General features: G+C 34.2%; 16 protein-coding genes. All 16 read left to right on the top strand.

From position 1 onward, the window contains the following. Positions 1 to 7 precede the first annotated feature (7 nt). Positions 8 to 871, top strand: coding sequence for a hypothetical protein (locus tag LO761_RS09945; protein ID WP_272818137.1), 864 nt, complete (start codon positions 8 to 10; stop codon positions 869 to 871). Continuing rightward, a complete protein-coding gene (locus tag LO761_RS09940; RefSeq protein ID WP_272818136.1) occupies positions 872 to 1972 on the top strand; it encodes a radical SAM protein in 1101 nt (366 codons plus the stop codon). Further along, positions 1969 to 2250, top strand: a complete 282-nt coding sequence (locus LO761_RS09935) for a PqqD family protein (protein ID WP_272818135.1) — start codon at positions 1969 to 1971, stop codon at positions 2248 to 2250. The genes LO761_RS09940 and LO761_RS09935 overlap by 4 nt, the downstream gene beginning before the upstream one ends. A 53-nt stretch (positions 2251 to 2303) precedes the next feature. Next, positions 2304 to 3410, top strand: coding sequence for a nucleotidyltransferase family protein (locus LO761_RS09930; RefSeq protein ID WP_272818134.1), 1107 nt, complete (start codon positions 2304 to 2306; stop codon positions 3408 to 3410). A gap of 11 nt (positions 3411 to 3421) precedes the next feature. Continuing rightward, positions 3422 to 4231: a polysaccharide biosynthesis/export family protein gene (locus LO761_RS09925; protein ID WP_272818133.1), complete on the top strand. Its 810-nt coding sequence runs from the start codon at positions 3422 to 3424 to the stop codon at positions 4229 to 4231. A gap of 29 nt (positions 4232 to 4260) precedes the next feature. Further along, complete coding sequence (locus LO761_RS09920; protein WP_272818132.1) at positions 4261 to 6684, top strand: GumC family protein; 2424 nt, start codon at positions 4261 to 4263, stop codon at positions 6682 to 6684. Positions 6685 to 6792: 108 nt separating this feature from the next. After that, positions 6793 to 7509 (top strand): tyrosine-protein phosphatase, encoded by a 717-nt coding sequence (locus LO761_RS09915; RefSeq protein ID WP_272818131.1) that lies wholly within the window; start codon positions 6793 to 6795, stop codon positions 7507 to 7509. Further along, complete coding sequence (locus LO761_RS09910) at positions 7496 to 8500, top strand: endonuclease/exonuclease/phosphatase family protein (RefSeq protein WP_272818130.1); 1005 nt, start codon at positions 7496 to 7498, stop codon at positions 8498 to 8500. The genes LO761_RS09915 and LO761_RS09910 overlap by 14 nt, the downstream gene beginning before the upstream one ends. A gap of 163 nt (positions 8501 to 8663) precedes the next feature. After that, the gene (locus LO761_RS09905; protein WP_272818129.1) at positions 8664 to 9506 is read left to right on the top strand and encodes an ABC transporter permease; all 843 of its coding nucleotides are present in this window, start codon (positions 8664 to 8666) and stop codon (positions 9504 to 9506) included. Between the two features lie 13 nt (positions 9507 to 9519). Next, a complete protein-coding gene (locus tag LO761_RS09900) occupies positions 9520 to 10788 on the top strand; it encodes an ABC transporter ATP-binding protein (RefSeq protein ID WP_272818128.1) in 1269 nt (422 codons plus the stop codon). Between the two features lie 2 nt (positions 10789 to 10790). After that, on the top strand, positions 10791 to 11564 hold the full coding sequence (locus tag LO761_RS09895) for a glycosyltransferase family 2 protein (RefSeq protein WP_272818127.1): 774 nt from the start codon (positions 10791 to 10793) through the stop codon (positions 11562 to 11564). A gap of 109 nt (positions 11565 to 11673) precedes the next feature. Continuing rightward, entirely contained in the window at positions 11674 to 12921 is a 1248-nt protein-coding gene (locus LO761_RS09890; protein WP_272818126.1) for a hypothetical protein, read from the top strand. A 1-nt stretch (position 12922) separates the two neighbouring features. Then, positions 12923 to 13822, top strand: coding sequence for a glycosyltransferase family 2 protein (locus LO761_RS09885; protein WP_272818125.1), 900 nt, complete (start codon positions 12923 to 12925; stop codon positions 13820 to 13822). Between the two features lie 5 nt (positions 13823 to 13827). Beyond that, the gene (gene wecB / locus LO761_RS09880; RefSeq protein WP_272818124.1) at positions 13828 to 14928 is read left to right on the top strand and encodes a non-hydrolyzing UDP-N-acetylglucosamine 2-epimerase; all 1101 of its coding nucleotides are present in this window, start codon (positions 13828 to 13830) and stop codon (positions 14926 to 14928) included. Next, positions 14915 to 16096, top strand: coding sequence for a glycosyltransferase (locus LO761_RS09875; RefSeq protein ID WP_272818123.1), 1182 nt, complete (start codon positions 14915 to 14917; stop codon positions 16094 to 16096). Before wecB ends, LO761_RS09875 begins: the two co-directional genes overlap by 14 nt. A 6-nt stretch (positions 16097 to 16102) precedes the next feature. Continuing rightward, positions 16103 to 17977 (top strand): HAD-IIIC family phosphatase, encoded by a 1875-nt coding sequence (locus tag LO761_RS09870; RefSeq protein ID WP_272818122.1) that lies wholly within the window; start codon positions 16103 to 16105, stop codon positions 17975 to 17977. Positions 17978 to 17980 lie beyond the last annotated feature (3 nt).

Below are 17980 nucleotides of genomic sequence, written 5' to 3'. Positions count from 1 at the left end.
AAAAGAAATGAAATTAGGCATCTCTTCGCTCGTTTTAGAACTTAGAGGAATCACAGAATATAATATTCCGGCTAATGCTTTGTTGTTTAATGTAAAGGATGATGATTCGAGAATATCAGATTTAATATACACATTTCATTTCTTAGATAAACTTCCTCAGTTGGATTTATTCTGGAAATTGAAGTATCAGCGGCCGAATCTCTTAGTGTTTGCCGCAGGTAAAAGAGAAGCAAGGATCATAGGGGTGGGTGATAATTCTATTCCTTATGCAGAATACGAAGAAGTTGATGATAGAAATATTAATGTATATTTTTTTAAAGCGATTCAAGCAGAGTTACAGATAGATACTATATTCTTATCATGTCTTTCTTTGGAACGCCATTTAGCTGAGCGTGGATGCTATATATTGCATTGCGCTTTTTTGGTATACAAAGGTCAGGCCATTTTATTTAGTGGACCAAGTGGAATAGGTAAGTCAACACATGCTGATTTATGGTGTAAAAATATTTCTAATTGTCATATTGTGAATGGAGATCGTTGTTTGATATGCCTTAATAAAGACGGGACGTATGAAGCATGTGGTTGGCCGATTTGTGGATCCAGTGAAATTTGTTTTAAAGAACATTATCCGTTAAAAGCTATTGTTTTTATGGAACAGTCAGTTATAAATCATGTGGTTGAGGAAAGTTTGATGAGTTATTATAAGCGTTTGACTGCTCAAATTACTATTAATCATTGGAATGTGGAAGCTACAGGAAAAGCATTGGATTGGATGCTTAAGTTAGTACAGACTATAAAAATTACAACTTATGCTTGTAATATGAATTCCGATGCTCCTGTAATTCTTCATGATTATCTTTTTGCAGAATAAATGAGTACCTCTATTGATTTGGAAGAGCGTTTAGTAGCTAAGGCTAATCAGGATCGGATTCCAATAACTGCTAACTTTGAGCTGACTCCCACTTGTACTTTAAACTGTGATATGTGCTTTATTCATACCACGAAAAGTATCGTTAAAAAATTAGGAGGATTGCGTAGTGTGGATGAGTGGCTTGATTTAGCCGAACAATTGAAAGAGATGGGTACACTCTTTATTCTTTTGACTGGTGGGGAACCAATGTTATATCCCGGATTTAAAGAATTATATATCGCTCTCCGGAAAATGGGGTTTATTTTAACTTTGAACTCTAATGGAACCTTAATAGATGAAGAAACAATAAAGATATTTGCGGAACTTCAACCGCGACGTATGAACATTACTTTATACGGAACCAGTTCAGAAACCTACGAAAGATTGTGTCATAACGTTGATGGGTATCAGAAGACAATGAAAGGCTTGCGCTTGTTAAAACAGTATCATATAGATACAAAGATAAATGTAAGTGTGGTCGAGAAAAACAAAGGAGATTACAAAAGTATATTGGCAACAGCTAAGGAATTGGGTATGCCGGTTGTAGTTAACAGTTACATGTCGCCTTGTACCCGAAAGGAGTGCAGAGGGTTGCGGGATATCCGTTATGAACGGATGTGCCCGAAAGAAGCTGCCGCTGCTGATATAGAATACTATAAATATAAGTATGGCGAAGAGTTTCCGGAGTTTGTAAAAGGAACTCTTTATCGTATTGATAACGGACCATACCAACGAGAAGGACAGGGGTTGGATTGTCGGGCCGGCAAAAGTTCCTGCTGGATTAACTGGCGGCATATTATGACACCATGTGTAGCAATGGAAAGTCCGGCTGTAGATATCAAAGGCTCCACTATTGCTGAATGTTGGAAAAAGATTACTACAGCTTGTGATGCATTGCCTAAACATGAGGAATGTGCCGGATGTAAAATCCGTTCTATTTGTGATGTCTGTTTTGAAGAAGCTAATGAAGAGAAACGGGCATTTGGAAACTTAAACTATCTTTGTGAGATGACTCATCATAAAAAAGAAATTTTAGAAAGTTACGCTCTGGAACAGAAATGAAACGACAAGGAGAATTTATAAAGCGAAAGGTTGCGGATGAAGTGTTGTTGGTCCCGATAGGAAAAACGGCACAGACATTTAACGGTATGATTACCTTATCCGATGTTGGAGAATTTATTTGGGATCATATTGAAGAGACGCAGTCTTTCCAAGATTTTGTAGATAAGATACTTGAAGTATACGATATAGATGGTGTGACCGCAGCAAAAGATGCATCGACTTTTTTGATGCAATTGTTGAGAGCCGGCATGCTCAGGCCATCAAGTGAGAACTGGTAGAGGTATGTTATGTGCTATTTAAGTCCGGATTTTGAGTTTAAAATGGCTGCTTGATGGAGAAATTGCAATCCGTATTACTTGACCTATTGAAGGCGGGACTTTGGGATAGAAAATCATCACTATCAGAACCTTTAACCAATGAGGAATGGAATGCACTTTATTTTGCATGTATGAAGCAGACTATTTCAGGAGTAGTGTACGATGCTGTTTGTCGCTTATCTGAAAAACAGTTACCCGAATCTGATTTAATGATGCAATGGAGTCAGTATGTCCGGAATATGGAGCAGACGTATAAGGAACATCTTAAGACTCTCAATTACTTATATATAAGGTATATGACAGTTTCCGACTTGAATCCTGCTATATTGAAAGGATTAAGTGTTGCTTATTACTATCCTTGCCCGAATCATCGTGTAATCGGAGATATCGATTTGTATTTTGGAGGAGTTGAAGCTTCGAACAGAGCAAATAATCTGATGTCGCAATGGGGAATACCTGTCAGGGGTAATGGGAGTGAAACTATTTTTCAACTTAATCAAGTGGTAGTTGAGAATCATGGAGAATTGATTACCTCACATAGTCCGTTCGTTTGTAAAAGGACGAAAGAGAAATTGGCAAGACAATTATCTGAAGGATCAGGTTATCAGACAATTAAGTTGGATAGTTCTGATTTAAAGGTGTTGGCTCCCCATCAAAATTTGCTGTTGTTGCTTACTCATAGTCTGAAGCATTTGTTGAACGAGGGGATTGGATTACGTCAGCTTTCCGATGTTGCACTATTGCTTCATGGTGAGAAAGGCAATTTTCATGAAGAAGAACTTCAATTTATGTTGAAAGACTGGGGAATTTTGAAGTATGCGAATTTAGTATTCAGTTTTTGTGTGAATTATTTAGGTTTGTCCGAGGAATATTTGCCCTATTCTTTTGACATTCAAAAATATAAACCATATAAACTGTTGGAAGAAATTTGGAAAAGTGGTAATTTTGGCCTTTTGGATGAGAGAATGGTTAAACGACCGAAGGAAGGGGATAAAGTGTTTACCGCTAAGCGAATGATTAATAATTCGTTGGTATTCTTTCGTTATGCTCAGGGTGAAGCCGTTTTTACTCCGTTACAATTGATAACACAGCGTATAAAAGATTTTTTTGATAGGAAATAAAAAGTACAAATATGAATAAAATTGCTCATTTAGTTTGTCTGTTGACAGTAGTTGTTATCCTTAGTTCTTGTGCTACTCGAAAGGATACAGTCTATCTACAGGATATGTATGAAATGCAGGAATATCCGGTTGCGCAAAAGTATGAAGCCGTCATCCAGCGCGATGATAAGATTAGTATTAAAGTGAGCGCGAAAAATCCGGAATTGGCTTTGGCTTTTAATATTCCGGGGGCTGGGGGAGGATATAGTGTAAGCGCGGATGGAACTATTGCGAATACGAGTGGGACGCTTGATAAAGATGCCGGTTATATTGTAGATGTAAACGGTGATATTGATTTCCCTATTATTGGAAAGTTGCATGTTGAAAGTTTAACCCGTAATCAGTTGACCGATCTGATAAAAAAACGTTTGATCGAAGGTGAATATCTGAAGGATCCAATTGTGATAGTCGACTTTTTAAATTTCAAGTTCTCTGTCTTGGGAGAAGTTGGTAGTGTAGGTACGTATGAGACAAAAGGTAATCGTGTAACTTTGCTTGAGGCTATTGCTATGGCTGGAGATTTGACAGATAATGCCCGTGTAGACCGTGTTGCTGTTATTCGTGAATATGGTAATAAGCGGCGTATTATGTTCAACGACCTTCGTTCAAAGGATATTTTCCTTTCGCCTTCATTCTATTTGCAGCAGAATGATATCGTTTACGTAGAGCCGAATAGCAATAAAGCAAAACAGGAGACGCAACGTGCGTATAGTATGTGGTCTATGTTTTTATCAAGTGCAGTTACATTAACTACATTGATATTCTATTTTACAAAGAAATAAATCATTATATATAATAAGGTATATAGAGAATGGTTAAAATGAGTGAACAACGTGATTTGTCGCCCGATAAGTCATTAGCTTCAAAAGGATTTAATATCAACCCGATAGATATTATCAAATACTTCCTTTTCAATTGGTATTGGTTTGTATTTTGTATTGCCATTTTTGGAGGTATTGCTTGGTATCGTTATTCTACTATGCAGAAAGTTTATTCATGTTCTGCGTCTGTCATGTTTAAGGATACGAAAGCAGCAGCAACTGAAGCACGTTTGGATCGTTTGACAGGGTATGGGGCAAAGACAAATGTTTCGAATGAAATACTTCAAATGAGATCAAACAAGTTGATGCAAGATGCTGTTAAACGTTTGGGTGCTGAAGTTAGTTACGTTGTTATGGATTATTTGCGTGAAGAGGAGCTTTATACTCAATCCCCAATCAAGATAGTTTTCCCGTATGCCGATGATAAGCAAATATTTACATTAAAGGCTATTCCTGTAGATGAAACTCATGTGGATCTGACAAATTTTACTACAGGCGACCATAATATGAGAGTAAAAATGGGAGATTCTATTAAGACAACTGTTGGAAAGATTGTTGTTACTCCTACATTATATTATTCAAAGAATTGGTACGGTGTGTCTATTGATGTTCGTAAAAACAGTGTAGCTTCTGTTGCAGAAGTGCTGAGTGCTCATTTAAATGTCTTCCAGGCAGATGACCAGGATGAGTCTTCTATTTTGAATATGAATTTGACTGATTCCAATGCTTCTCGTGCAGAAGATATTCTGAATATGATTATTACTATTTATAATGAAGAGAATATTTTAGATAAGAACCAGTCGTCTATCAATACTACGAATTTTATCAATGAACGTTTACAAATTATTGAAAAAGAATTGAGTGGTGTAGAGTCTAAGCTGGAGGAATATAAGCGAGTTAATAATATGGTTGATGTTAATTCAGAAGCCGGAACCGCAGTTAGTGAAAAACAAACTTATGGGACCGAGTCGAAGAATCTGCAGCAACAAGCTACTATGGGGCGTTATATGAAAAATTACCTAACCGACCCGTCTAAGTTAAACGACTTGATCCCGGCTCAGACCATACAGGACGCAAATATTGAAGCACAGATTCAACAGTATAATTCTACTAAGCTTAAGAGAGATAAACTTATGGAGGGCAGTAGTGATAAGAATCCGATTGTTCAAGATTTGAATAAGTCTCTCAATGCAATGCGTCAGAGTATTATTCGTTCTGTAGATAATATGAATGTCAGCACTGATGTCAAGTTAAAAGATATGGAGAACCGAGCTAATCAGGCGGCAGCAAAAATCTCATATATCCCAACTCAGCAACGTGAGATGCTTTCCATCGAACGTCAGCAGCAAATTAAGCAAGAACTTTATCTGTACCTGTTGAATAGGCGAGAAGAAAATGCATTGTTGCAGGCAACTACCGAGTCTAATGCCAAGATTCTGGAACCGGCTCATGGCAGTGAGGTACCTATTTCTCCAAATGAGAAACAAATGATTACTACCGGTGTACTTGAAGGTGTTGCTCTTCCTGCCGCTATTTTATTATTTTTTCTGTTCTTTGATACCCGTATAAAGGATCGCAAGGATGTGGAGGATTACATCAGTGTTCCGTTCTTAGGTGAAATTCCGAAAGATGGAGCCAAACGCACTAAGAATTTTAAGAATGCCATTGTTGTTACGTCGAATAGTCGTGATGTGGTATCTGAGGCTTTTCGTATAGTTCGTACCAATATGGATTTTATGCGTGTAAAATCAAAAGATATGAAAGTCATCACTTTCAGCTCTTTTGGCGCAGGAGCAGGCAAGACGTATGTGTCCAGTAACTTGGCCGCATGTTTTGCTCAAGCAGGGAAGAAAGTGTTGATGATTGACCTGGATATCCGAAAGGGTACATTAAGTGCCCATGCCTTGCAGCATAATGTAATAGGTATGACAGCATACTTAGCTGATCAGGCAGAGATAAGTGATATTCTTCAGCCAGATGAGCTTTGTCCGAACCTCGACTTTATCCCGTCAGGTTCTGTTGCTCCAAACCCTGCAGAGTTGTTACTCAGCGACCGATTGGATTCCATGATTAACGAATTAAGAAGCAAATATGATTATATCTTTGTCGATAATGTTCCATACGGAGCTATTGCTGATGCAGCTATTACCAATCGTATTGCAGATTTAACCATCTTTATTATCCGAGTAGGTAAGCTTGACCGTCGTATGTTACCTGAGATTGAGAAGATTTATGAAAGTGGTAAACTGAAGAATATGTCTCTTATCCTTAATGGTGCCATCGTTCGTAAACGTGGTTATGGCTACGGTTATGGCTATGGTTATGGCTATGGTTATGGATATGGATATGGAGGTGAGCATCGTTCATGGTGGAAAAAACTTTTCGGAAAGAAGCATCACCATCATCATAGTTGATTAAATAATAAGTAAATAAAGTTAATTGTTTGGTTTAGATTGGAAATAGCATTTTTTACAACTCAGAGTGCAGAAGCTAAATTTACAGAATTGATAAACTATTATTAAATGTTTTTCTTCAATAAAAAATACTCTTTAATAAAAAGTGGTATTTTAATAGGTAAGACCGATATACATAGTCATATTTTACCTGGAGTGGATGACGGTTCTCCCAATGTAGATACAAGTTTGCAACTATTAGACTTTATGGAATCCCTTGGTTATGTTAAAATATGGTTGACACCACATGTGATGGTCGACTTGGGGAATACAGCAGAGAAGCTACAGAAGCGATTTGATTTTTTTCGGCCTAAGTATACAGGAAAGATAGAATTATATCTCGCTTCAGAATATATGATGGATCAGGGTTTTAATACTCGGTTGACAACCGATCCTTTACGTTTAGGAAATGAACATCTGTTAGTGGAGACTTCCTATATGAATCCGCCTTTAGAATTATATGATATTTTGTTAAGTGTTTGGAATGCAGGATATCATCCATTGATAGCCCATCCTGAGCGATATATGTATATGGATTTTCCCGATTATGAGAATTTGAAAAATAAAGGATACGATTTCCAATTGAATTTGATGTCATTGAGTGGCTATTATGGAGGTCGTCCAAAAAAAGTTGCGGAAGATTTGTTGGAGAAAGGTATGTATGATTATATAGGAAGTGACTTGCATCACTTATATCATTATAAACCTATGTTGGAGCACATGAAGCTAACCAAGGAACAGCTGGACCGGGTAGAGCAATTGCTTGTCAACAATGAAAATGTTTAAGCACGTTCTTTTTCTTGTTTTGCTTGTATTCACAGGCATCCTCATCATCCTTCCCAACCTGTCAGCCGATATGGCAGGTAATTTTTATTTTCTCAGTTTATTAGCCTGGCCGCTATTTATAGTCGATGTTATTATCTGGCTTTTTATAAAGAAAGAATGTATCTGGCAGTTCTTCTTCATGGTGGTGGTGTTAGGCTGTTTCACATGGGTGTGGAATTACATCCCGTTTTCTTGGCCATCGGCCAATGAAAAGTTAAAGCAGCAATTCACCTTGGTATCGTGGAATGTTGATAATATGGGAGTTGGATATCAGAATTATACAAGGATGCATCAGCAAAGTCAGCAGATATTAGCACAAAGACCTGATATTATTTGTATTCAGGAGCGCCCCCATACCAATGTCATCAGTTGGGACAGTATACAGTCTTGTTTTCTTGATTATCCATATAAAATTATTAATAGTCGGGAAGATGAAGTACTTAATTTGGCGGTGATGAGTAAGTATCCACTGCTTAATCATCAAGAATATTATTGCGATAACACCTATAATAAGATGATGGCTATTGATGTTAATGTGAAAGGAACTATAATCCGAATCTTCAATGTTCATTTGCAGACTACCGGTATAAATGGCGCAGGTGATACGGAAAGTAAAAATCACATCAATAAGTTAAAAGATAATGCCAAGCTCCGTAACCATCAGGCTGGTGATTTGCATGTGCTTATCTCTTCATCAAGAGTCCCGGTCATAGTATGCGGAGATTTTAATGATACCCGTTCCTCGTATGCTTATCGCACTGTTTCGAACGGACTAATCGACTGTCATAAATCTGCGGGAAAAGGATGGGGAGGAACTTATAACAAGTTTCGTAATTTGGTAAAGATAGATTATATTCTTTGTACAAAAGATTTGGGAGTAAACAGTTATGAGTTGAAAGATACAGAGTTAAGCGATCATAAGATGCAAAAGGTAAAAATTGAGCTTAATTAAATGCTTTACTTCTTTCTTTTTTGAATTCTATTATAAATCTATTATTTTTGAAATATAATTTCATTTTCATACGCATTGGAGCAGTAGTTTATATATTTTAATATCAGAAATAACAATGTCTTGAGATATTCATTACTTTCTGAACAAAAAGGATTAATATAAAATGTCAGATGATTGGATGATTGTTATTAAGCCAAAGAAGAAATGGCTTGATTTAGATATAACAGGAATATGGCGTTATCGCGATTTAATATATATGTATGTAAAACGCGATATTGTGACAGTGTATAAGCAAACAGTCTTAGGTCCTCTTTGGTTTGTCGTCCAACCGATTCTTACTACTATTATGTATATGTTTGTATTTGGTGGTTTAGCAGGAATTCCAACCGATGGAGTACCTCAGCCTTTATTTTATATGGCAGGTATTACCTTATGGACTTATTTTAATTCTGTGTTTATGGCGTCGTCAAATGTTTTTTCTGCCAATGCTGCAGTTTTTGGAAAAGTTTATTTCCCTCGATTAGTTGTTCCGATATCTTCTTGCATATCAAATCTGATGAAGATGTTAATACAGTTTTCCCTGTTCTTGGTATTATATTTTTATTTCAGCTTGGGCGGAGCATCTGCACATATTAATATGGTAGCATTGCTATTCCCCGTTTTGATAATAATGTTAGCACTCCATGCTATGTCATGGGGGGTGATAGTTACCTCCTTGACTACGAAATACAGGGATTTAACGCAATTAATCACATTTGGAATGCAACTGTTTATGTATGCCACTCCTATTATCTATCCGTTGAGCGCAGCTCCAACAAAATATCGTTTCCTTATTCAGTTGAATCCACTAACTTCTATATTTGAAACATTTAAGTATGGGTGGTTAGGGGCTGGCCAATTAGAATGGGAATGGTTATTATATAGCTTTGTATTTATGTTAATGACTCTATTTTTATCTGTGATTATATTTAGTAGAGTAGAGCGAAATTTTATGGATACGGTATAAGTTTTATATTTCAATGAGTGATTTAGCAATACAATTTGATCATGTAGGGAAACTATATAGATTAGGGCTTGTTGGTACAGGTTCTCTTGTTCACGACTTAAATAGGTGGTGGCAAGTGAGTGTTCGTCATAAAGAAGATCCATATTTAAAAATTGGAGAAACAAATGATAGAGCACATAAGGGTGGTTCTCAGTATGTTTGGGCATTGAAAGATATTACTTTTGATGTTCATCAGGGAGATGTCGTGGGAATTATTGGAAAAAATGGAGCTGGTAAGTCTACACTATTAAAACTTTTGTCAAGAGTAACGGCTCCAACAGTAGGGATAATTCGAGCGAAAGGAAGGATTGGATCTCTGTTAGAAGTTGGAACAGGTTTTCATCCAGAGCTAACAGGTCGTGAGAATATCTACATGAATGGTTCCATTATGGGGATGACGAAAGCAGAGATAACGAAGAAATTAGATGAAATAATTGACTTTGCCGGGGTTGAGCGATATATAGATACCCCGGTGAAACGTTATTCCAGTGGAATGACAGTACGTTTGGGCTTTGCGGTAGCCGCTTTTATGGAACCTGAGATTCTTGTTGTTGATGAAGTGTTGGCTGTAGGTGATGCGGAGTTTCAGAAAAAGGCAATTGGTAAGATGCAGGATGTTGCTAAGGGTGAAGGGAGAACAGTACTATTTGTTAGTCATAATATGGCATCAATTAGAAGTCTATGTAATCGGGGGATTGTATTAAAAGATGGTGCAATTGATTTTATGGGCTCTACAGAAGATGCAGTAAATCACTATTTAAAAGTTTATAATGATTTTGATTTGGAGAAAATTATAGATCGAGTTCAATGGAAAAAATATAATATAAAAATAGACAGTATAGAAGTTAATAATACTATTAAGAGTCATTCTATTGTGTCCTCTGACCAACATGTTTTGGATGTGAAGATTAAAGGATATACTGATGAAGATATGCAAACAGATGTTATGTTAATTATCAAAAATAGAGATGAGATTCCCATGGCATCTCTTGCAGAAGGACATTGTAAGGGTATTCTGTTCAATATAGGAAAAGGAGATTTTACTATTCATCGGTCTATACAACTACCGAAATTTGTTAGCTGTGGGGATTATTTGGTAGATTTGTATATGCATCATCCAATGGTAGAATATCAAATGAAAGCACCAAATTGTGCTGAATTGCATTTTGATGGTTATCAAGAAGGTTATGGTAGAGCTTTGATTCAGAAAAATGAAGGATTTTGTGGATTGGAAAGTATTTAATTATGAAATTATCAATTATTACTATAAATTATAACAATAAGGAAGGTTTGCAGAAAACTATTGACAGCGTTATTTCTCAAACATTTAAAGATTTTGAGTGGATAATAATTGATGGGGGGTCAACTGATGGCAGTAAGGAATTGATCGAAAGATATTCTCAATATGTTTCTTATTGGGTAAGCGAACTTGATAAAGGAATATATAATGCTATGAATAAAGGAATCATACAATCACATGGCGAATATTTGCAATTCCTTAATTCTGGAGATACTTTAACCAGTAGTACAATATTATTAGATGTCTTTAAGGATGATTATAATGAAGATATCGTAACAGGAAATATTATTAGAAATGGAAAAGTAGATAGAGGAATCGGACCTCGAAATATTTCTTTAATTGATTTTTATTATGGTTCTTTATTTCATCCAGCATCTTTTATAAAAAAATCTTTATTCAGAAGATACGGAATGTATGACGAACGATACAATGTCGTATCTGATTGGAAATTTTTTTTGGTAACTATCATTCTTCATAATGCGACCGTAAAATATATTAATAAGAGTATAACAGTCTTTGATGCTAATGGAATATCATCTCTTGATTCTAATATAATAAAAATCAAACAAGAAAAAAAAACTGTGCTGGAAGAATGTATTCCTCCCAGAATTTTAAAAGATTATACATATATGTCTAACGAATTTAAATTTAAAAACCATAAATTGACAAGATTTATGTATTTATTGATAGTTAAGGTTGCAATTTTCTTAGAGAAATAAAAATACATTCCAATAATCTTTCATCTTTTAGCGGGGAAATATTGAGTAGTGAGGATTATGAATTTCAATTTGATTTAAATATAAATTAATAATCTAATTTTCTTGAGTTATGAAAAAGATCCTTTATGTTACCGCTTCTTGCTTATCTAAAAACACTTCAGCCAATATGAGTCATAATGGTTATATAGAGGGGTTATTGGAAAATAGCCATGAAGTAGATATTATCATGGCAAATGATAGTTGGGGATCGACAGATAATAAACTTAAAAAATATGCTAAAGCTAACTATTATGAATTTAATTCCGTATCTATTGCTGATAAGTTAAGAATGCGTTTTCGTGGAGCAATAAAATTTGCAGTACAAAATTCTATAGTTGGCAAAAAGAGTTCTAATGAAGATATTTCAATTCAATCAGATCCTCGAATTACTATGAATCAAAGAATAAGAAAATCACTAAAGAGTATTTTTTATTTCTTATTTAAGCCGGATCCTATATATCCATTGAGTGCATGTTGGTTACAAAATGCATCTAAGTTTCATTCTAAGAAAGAATATGATTTAGTCATTTCTAATTCTTCTCCTACAGCAAGCCATAAATTAGTTTCATTGTTAATTTCGAAAAATAGAATTAAATATAGAAAATGGATTCAGATTTGGGAGGATCCCTGGTATCATGACTTATATGGTGGCCATTCTGATTATATTGAAAAAGAAGAGCATCATTTGTTGCAAGTCGGACAGGAAATTTACTATGTAAGTCCTTTGACATTGCATTATCAACAAATCTATTTTCCTGATTGCGCTGATAAAATGCATTTTATTCCGCTTCCATTTTTGAAGTTTTCTCAAGATAAAGTAGACATTGAAGACTCAGATATGAGTTTCGGTTATTTTGGAGACTATTATTCTCAGACGAGAAATTTAATACCATTTTATGAAGCCTTAAAAGAAATGAATTTTCAAGGATATATTTATGGTGATTCAGACTTGGACATACAGAATTATGGAAAAATTAAGGTTTCGGGAAGAGTAACTTTAGATGTGTTGGAGAAAATACAAGACAGAACTTCAGTTTTGGTTCATCTTTGTAATTTGAGGGGGGGGCAGATACCAGGTAAAGTCTATCACTATTCTGCTACCCATAAACCAATATTATTTATTTTGGATGGTACAGAAGAAGAAAAGAAAATCATAAAGGATTTCTTTGAAAAATTTAATCGATATTATTTTTGTGATAATAACAAGACTGATATTGCTAATGCAATGTGTAAAATAACATCTGCAGGAAATATTAACTACCCTATTGTAGATGCTTTTAAACCAGAAAATGTAGTCAAAACTTTACTTAATTTGTAATATGCCAAAAATTACCATTCACACTGCAACTTACAACCGTGCTTATATTTTAGACAAAGCATACGATTCTCTTCGAAATCAGACGATCAAAGATTTTGAATGGATTATTTCTGATGACGGTTCTACAGATAATACTGAAGATCTGGTAAAAAAATGGATGGAGGCAGATAATGGGTTTGAAATTCATTATTATAAACTTTCTCATGTAGGTATCCCACGGGCATTGAATAATGGAGTGCAACATTCGAATGCAGAATGGTTTATGATGTTGGATTCAGATGATCATTTTGTACCAGAAACTGTTGAAAAGATAATTCCATGGTTGAATGACGTTGATCATCTGGACAAATTTGCTGGTATCGGATTTTGTTGTTGTTTTCCAGATGGAAGTTATATGAAACCGCAGAAACCAATTATTGATCCAAAAGATGGATATGTTGATGCTACTCATTTAGAGCGTGCTAAATATAATTTTAATATGGATTCTTGTGAAGTTCATCGTACCAAATTGTTGATGAAATATCCTTTTCAATATTGGGAAACAGAGGAATATGCTCCAGAACAATTGTGTTTTTATGCTATGGCTTTTGATGGTTGGAAAATGCGTTGGAGAAATGAAAAATTATGTATTTGTGATTATCTGCCTGATGGACAGACTAAAGATAATAAATTAGTAAAGAATAATCCTATGGGGTTTGCTATGATGTATAATCAGAATCTTTTAAGATTTCATGATTTTAAGTCATTATTTTACAATGCCTCACAAATGATAGCTCTTTTATTTTATAGTAGAAATATGAACTATCTTTCAAAATCTAATAATAAAATAATGACAGCATTAGCTTTGCCTTTTGGAATAGTATTAGGTTATAGAAGACGTGCTCAATTTTCAAAATTATAAATGATATGAAAAAGGTAATGTTAGTTTTTGGAACTAGACCGGAAGCTATAAAAATGTGCCCTTTGGTTAATGAACTAAAACAAAGAAACACTATGAAAACAATAGTTTGTGTATCTGGTCAGCATCGACAAATGCTGGATCAAGTTCTTCATACTTTTGATGTTGTTCCCGATTATGATTTATCAATCATGAAACAAGGGCAGATATTATTTGATATAACTATCAATATTCTTAGTAATATAAAAGTTGTTCTGAATGAAATAGAACCAGACATTGTTTTAGTTCACGGAGATACTTCAACAACCTTTGTAACAGCATTGGCTTGTTTTTATCTTCAAATACCAGTTGGCCATGTTGAAGCCGGATTAAGAACTTATAATATATATTCACCATATCCAGAGGAATTTAACCGACAAGCTGTTAGTATTATCAGCAAGTATAATTTTGCTCCTACTGAACTCGCCAAGGAAAATCTGATTCGCGAGGGAAAAGATGAAAATACAATATATGTAACAGGTAATACAGCTATTGATGCTTTAAAAACTACAGTACGAAAAGATTATTACCATCCAGAATTTGATTGGGTAGGGAAAAGTCGTTTAATTATGATTACTGCGCATAGAAGAGAAAATCTTGGAGAACCGATGAAACATATGTTCCGTGCCATTAAAAGAGTTTTGGATGAGCATATTGATGTTAAGGCTATATATCCGATTCACATGAATCCTATTGTCCGGCAAACTGCTAAAGAAATTTTTGGAGATGATGATAGAATTCATATTATAGAGCCTTTGGAAGTTTTGGACTTCCATAATTTCTTAGCACGAAGTTATATGATTTTGACTGATTCTGGTGGTATTCAAGAGGAAGCTCCATCTTTAGGAAAACCGGTATTAGTGATGAGGGATACAACTGAACGTCCCGAAGGAATTAAAGCGGGTACTCTAAAATTGGTAGGGACCAGTGAAGAAACTATTTATAATAATTTTAAATTGTTGCTTGAGGATAAGGACGAATATAATAAAATGAGTAATGCAAGTAATCCTTATGGTGATGGATTTGCGTGTAAGCGGATTGCAGATATTTTAGAAAATGCAGCAAATTAAGAAAAAACTTCTTTTTGTAAACGGCCATTTAAATGTTGGAGGCATAGAAAAGTCTTTATTGGATTTGCTATGTAATTTGGATTATACTAAATATGGTGTTGATTTACTTTTGTTAGAAAGGCCGGGGGATTATATTACTCAACTTCCGTCTGACGTCCGAGTAATATTCAGAGATACCACAAAAATTTATGGATCTTTATTTCATACAATAGTTTCCTGTATTAAAGATAGAAGATTTTCTGATGTCGTATTTCGTTTGATACTTTATTTTAGTAGATTTTTTGGTTATAAGATTTATAGAAGTCTTCTTCCTTTACTTCATATAGCAGACTATTATGACTGTGCTGTAGCCTATAGAGTAGGGTTTAGTTCCGATATTGTTTCATATGCAGTTAAAAGCAAAAAGAAAGTTTGTTGGTGGCATAATGGCGAATGCAATTACAATGTTGATCAAATAAAGCATATTAATGATTCCTGGAAGAATATGGATTATGTCGTTTCTGTATCTAATGGATGCAGGGATCTAATCATTCGAAATTTTGATTTTCCTGCTGATCATATAAAGGTAATACCAAATATAGTTGACGTAAGTAAAATTAATATTTTTGCGGGTAATAGTAGTCCTTATACCGATAATGGTAACATATTGAAGATCATCACTGTCGGAAGGTTGTGTTGGGAAAAGCACATCGAGGATATACCAGATATAGCCAATAATCTGGTAAGAAAAGGATATGATCGATTTAAATGGTATATTATTGGTGATGGTGATAAGGAGCAAGAAATAAGAGATAAAATAGCTCAAAATCATTATGAAAATCAAATAATATTATTGGGAAAGAAAATAAATCCCTATCCTTACATTAAATTTGCTGATATGTTGGTTCATACGTCTCATGTTGAATCCCAATGTATTACAATTCTTGAAGCTATGGCTTTAAAAACTCCTTGTGTCGTTTGTGAATCAATTGGGCCTAAAGATTTTATTAAGTCTGGTGTCAATGGAATTTTAACAAAGCAGAATGTTATTGATATGACCAGTGGTATTATAGAAATGATTCATAAAATTCCTCATAGTGGACTTTTGGTAAAAAATGGCTATGAAACTGTATGCCATTCTTTTAGTCCTAAAATAATTTTGTCTTATTTTGATAGTCTTATTAATTGATCAAGTATGTTAATTAATTCTCAAGATTTAGATTTAACCAAAATAAAACTTGTAATCTGGGATTTGGATAATACTTTTTGGAAAGGTATCATTTCAGAAGAACCAATTCATAAAATTCCAGAATATGCAAAACTTGTGAAGGACTTATCTCTGCATGGTGTTGTTAATTCAATATGCAGCAAAAATACTTTCGAAGTTTGTGAGAACAAATTGAAAGAGATGGAAATATGGGACTATTTTGTATTTCCATCAATAGATTGGACTCCTAAAGGAAAGAGGGTGTTAAATATTGTTAAAGATATGGGATTACGTCCGGCAAATGTTCTGTTTTTGGATGACGAACCTTATAATCTCCAATATGTCAATTCTTTAGATCCTTCTATTGTATGTTCTGATATAAACAGTATTTATCATGAAATTGAGAAGCAAATCAGCAAATTGCCTTTAAATGAATCTATGAAAAGACTTAAGCAGTATCAGGATTTACAGATAAAAGTTGCTTCCAGCAAAGACTATGATTCTGCAGAGGATTTTCTGAGGGCTTGTAATATTAAATTGCAGATCAATAAAAATTGTGAACCGCAGATAGATCGAATCACAGAGTTGATAGGCCGTACGAACCAGTTGAATTTTACAAAAAAGCGTATTGATAAATCTCAAGTCGGATGTTTAATAAGAGATGTTAATTATGAATGTGGGTATATTCATGTCATTGATAAATTCTGTGATTATGGAATAATCGGGTTTTATGCATTGCAAAAAACAGAACATAAGCTGGAGCATTTTTTGTTTTCTTGTCGTACGATTGGAATGGGTATCGAACAATATGTCTATTCATTCTTAAAATATCCCAAACTTGACGTTTCCGGAGAGGTGGTTAATCAATTAGAAAAGAATTATCAACCCGATTGGATACAATTAATAGATTTTATAGAAAAATTATCTATAGAAAAGCAAACGAATGGAAATAGAATATTGATTAAGGGGCCTTGTGATGTTTCCCAAGTAGTTCCTTTCTTTAAAGACCAATCTTTGTTTGACACGGAATTTTCATACATTAGTAAGATAAAATCAGGGACATATATAGAAGCTCAAAATCATTCAAGCCAGATCTTACTTTCTCATAGTATAGATGCTTCTACGAGGAAAGAGTTGATAGATACATTACCTTTCATAGATGAGGAATACTTTTCTTCCAGAATTTTCAGTAAACAATACGATTATGTCATTTATAGTATTCTTCCAGACTATGGTTTGGGATTGTATAGGAATAAAAAGAATCCATTGATTATTCTTCCTTATAATCAATACACTATTGATTATACTCAGAAAGATAGTTGGATGTCAATTTTACATGATCAAAGTACATTGTCTGATGAAGAAATATTACATTATTACCAATATTTCAAGGATAACTATGAATTTATAGGGAGGATTTCAGATGATGATATGATAAAAAATCTTACTCAGATTAGACATTTGTTGTCTCCTTCAACAATGTTGATTATACAAAATGGAGCAGAACTTCCATACAAGGGAGAATATAAAAAAGGTTATGAGGGGCGTGAAGTTCTTCATCATCATTTAAATAGATTATTAGAGAACTTTATAGAATCACATGATGATAATTGTTTCTTGTTAGATGTCAATACTTGTATAGATAGTAATAATTCTTATTTAGATACGATTAATCATTTTAAAAAAAACGTATATTATAAAATAGCTCAAACTATACAGCAATATGTTTCTTCTAATAATGAAGAAAGAAAAGAATTTAAAGTACGTGGATGGTATGCTGTATATGTTGATAATATGAAAAAAATATATTTTAAAATAAAAGCGATTCTGTATCCTATTTATTCCAAACTAAAAAAATTATAATAT

Source organism: Phocaeicola oris, from assembly GCF_021295095.1.
In the GTDB taxonomy this organism is placed as follows: domain Bacteria; phylum Bacteroidota; class Bacteroidia; order Bacteroidales; family Bacteroidaceae; genus Phocaeicola; species Phocaeicola oris.
This window is presented reverse-complemented; position numbering and strand designations above follow the sequence as displayed.

Bases quoted from the DNA above. Each gene is read 5' to 3' on its own strand.
- LO761_RS09930 (WP_272818134.1), top strand. From the start codon at position 2,304: ATGGAGAAATTGCAATCCGTATTACTTGACCTATTGAAGGCGGGACTT.
- LO761_RS09910 (WP_272818130.1), top strand. From the start codon at position 7,496: ATGAAAATGTTTAAGCACGTTCTTTTTCTTGTTTTGCTTGTATTCACA.
- LO761_RS09890 (WP_272818126.1), top strand. From the start codon at position 11,674: ATGAAAAAGATCCTTTATGTTACCGCTTCTTGCTTATCTAAAAACACT.
- LO761_RS09905 (WP_272818129.1), top strand. From the start codon at position 8,664: ATGTCAGATGATTGGATGATTGTTATTAAGCCAAAGAAGAAATGGCTT.
- LO761_RS09935 (WP_272818135.1), top strand. From the start codon at position 1,969: ATGAAACGACAAGGAGAATTTATAAAGCGAAAGGTTGCGGATGAAGTG.
- wecB (WP_272818124.1), top strand. From the start codon at position 13,828: ATGAAAAAGGTAATGTTAGTTTTTGGAACTAGACCGGAAGCTATAAAA.
- LO761_RS09895 (WP_272818127.1), top strand. From the start codon at position 10,791: ATGAAATTATCAATTATTACTATAAATTATAACAATAAGGAAGGTTTG.
- LO761_RS09945 (WP_272818137.1), top strand. From the start codon at position 8: ATGAAATTAGGCATCTCTTCGCTCGTTTTAGAACTTAGAGGAATCACA.
- LO761_RS09885 (WP_272818125.1), top strand. From the start codon at position 12,923: ATGCCAAAAATTACCATTCACACTGCAACTTACAACCGTGCTTATATT.
- LO761_RS09925 (WP_272818133.1), top strand. From the start codon at position 3,422: ATGAATAAAATTGCTCATTTAGTTTGTCTGTTGACAGTAGTTGTTATC.
- LO761_RS09920 (WP_272818132.1), top strand. From the start codon at position 4,261: ATGGTTAAAATGAGTGAACAACGTGATTTGTCGCCCGATAAGTCATTA.
- LO761_RS09900 (WP_272818128.1), top strand. From the start codon at position 9,520: ATGAGTGATTTAGCAATACAATTTGATCATGTAGGGAAACTATATAGA.
- LO761_RS09875 (WP_272818123.1), top strand. From the start codon at position 14,915: ATGCAGCAAATTAAGAAAAAACTTCTTTTTGTAAACGGCCATTTAAAT.
- LO761_RS09940 (WP_272818136.1), top strand. From the start codon at position 872: ATGAGTACCTCTATTGATTTGGAAGAGCGTTTAGTAGCTAAGGCTAAT.
- LO761_RS09870 (WP_272818122.1), top strand. From the start codon at position 16,103: ATGTTAATTAATTCTCAAGATTTAGATTTAACCAAAATAAAACTTGTA.
- LO761_RS09915 (WP_272818131.1), top strand. From the start codon at position 6,793: ATGTTTTTCTTCAATAAAAAATACTCTTTAATAAAAAGTGGTATTTTA.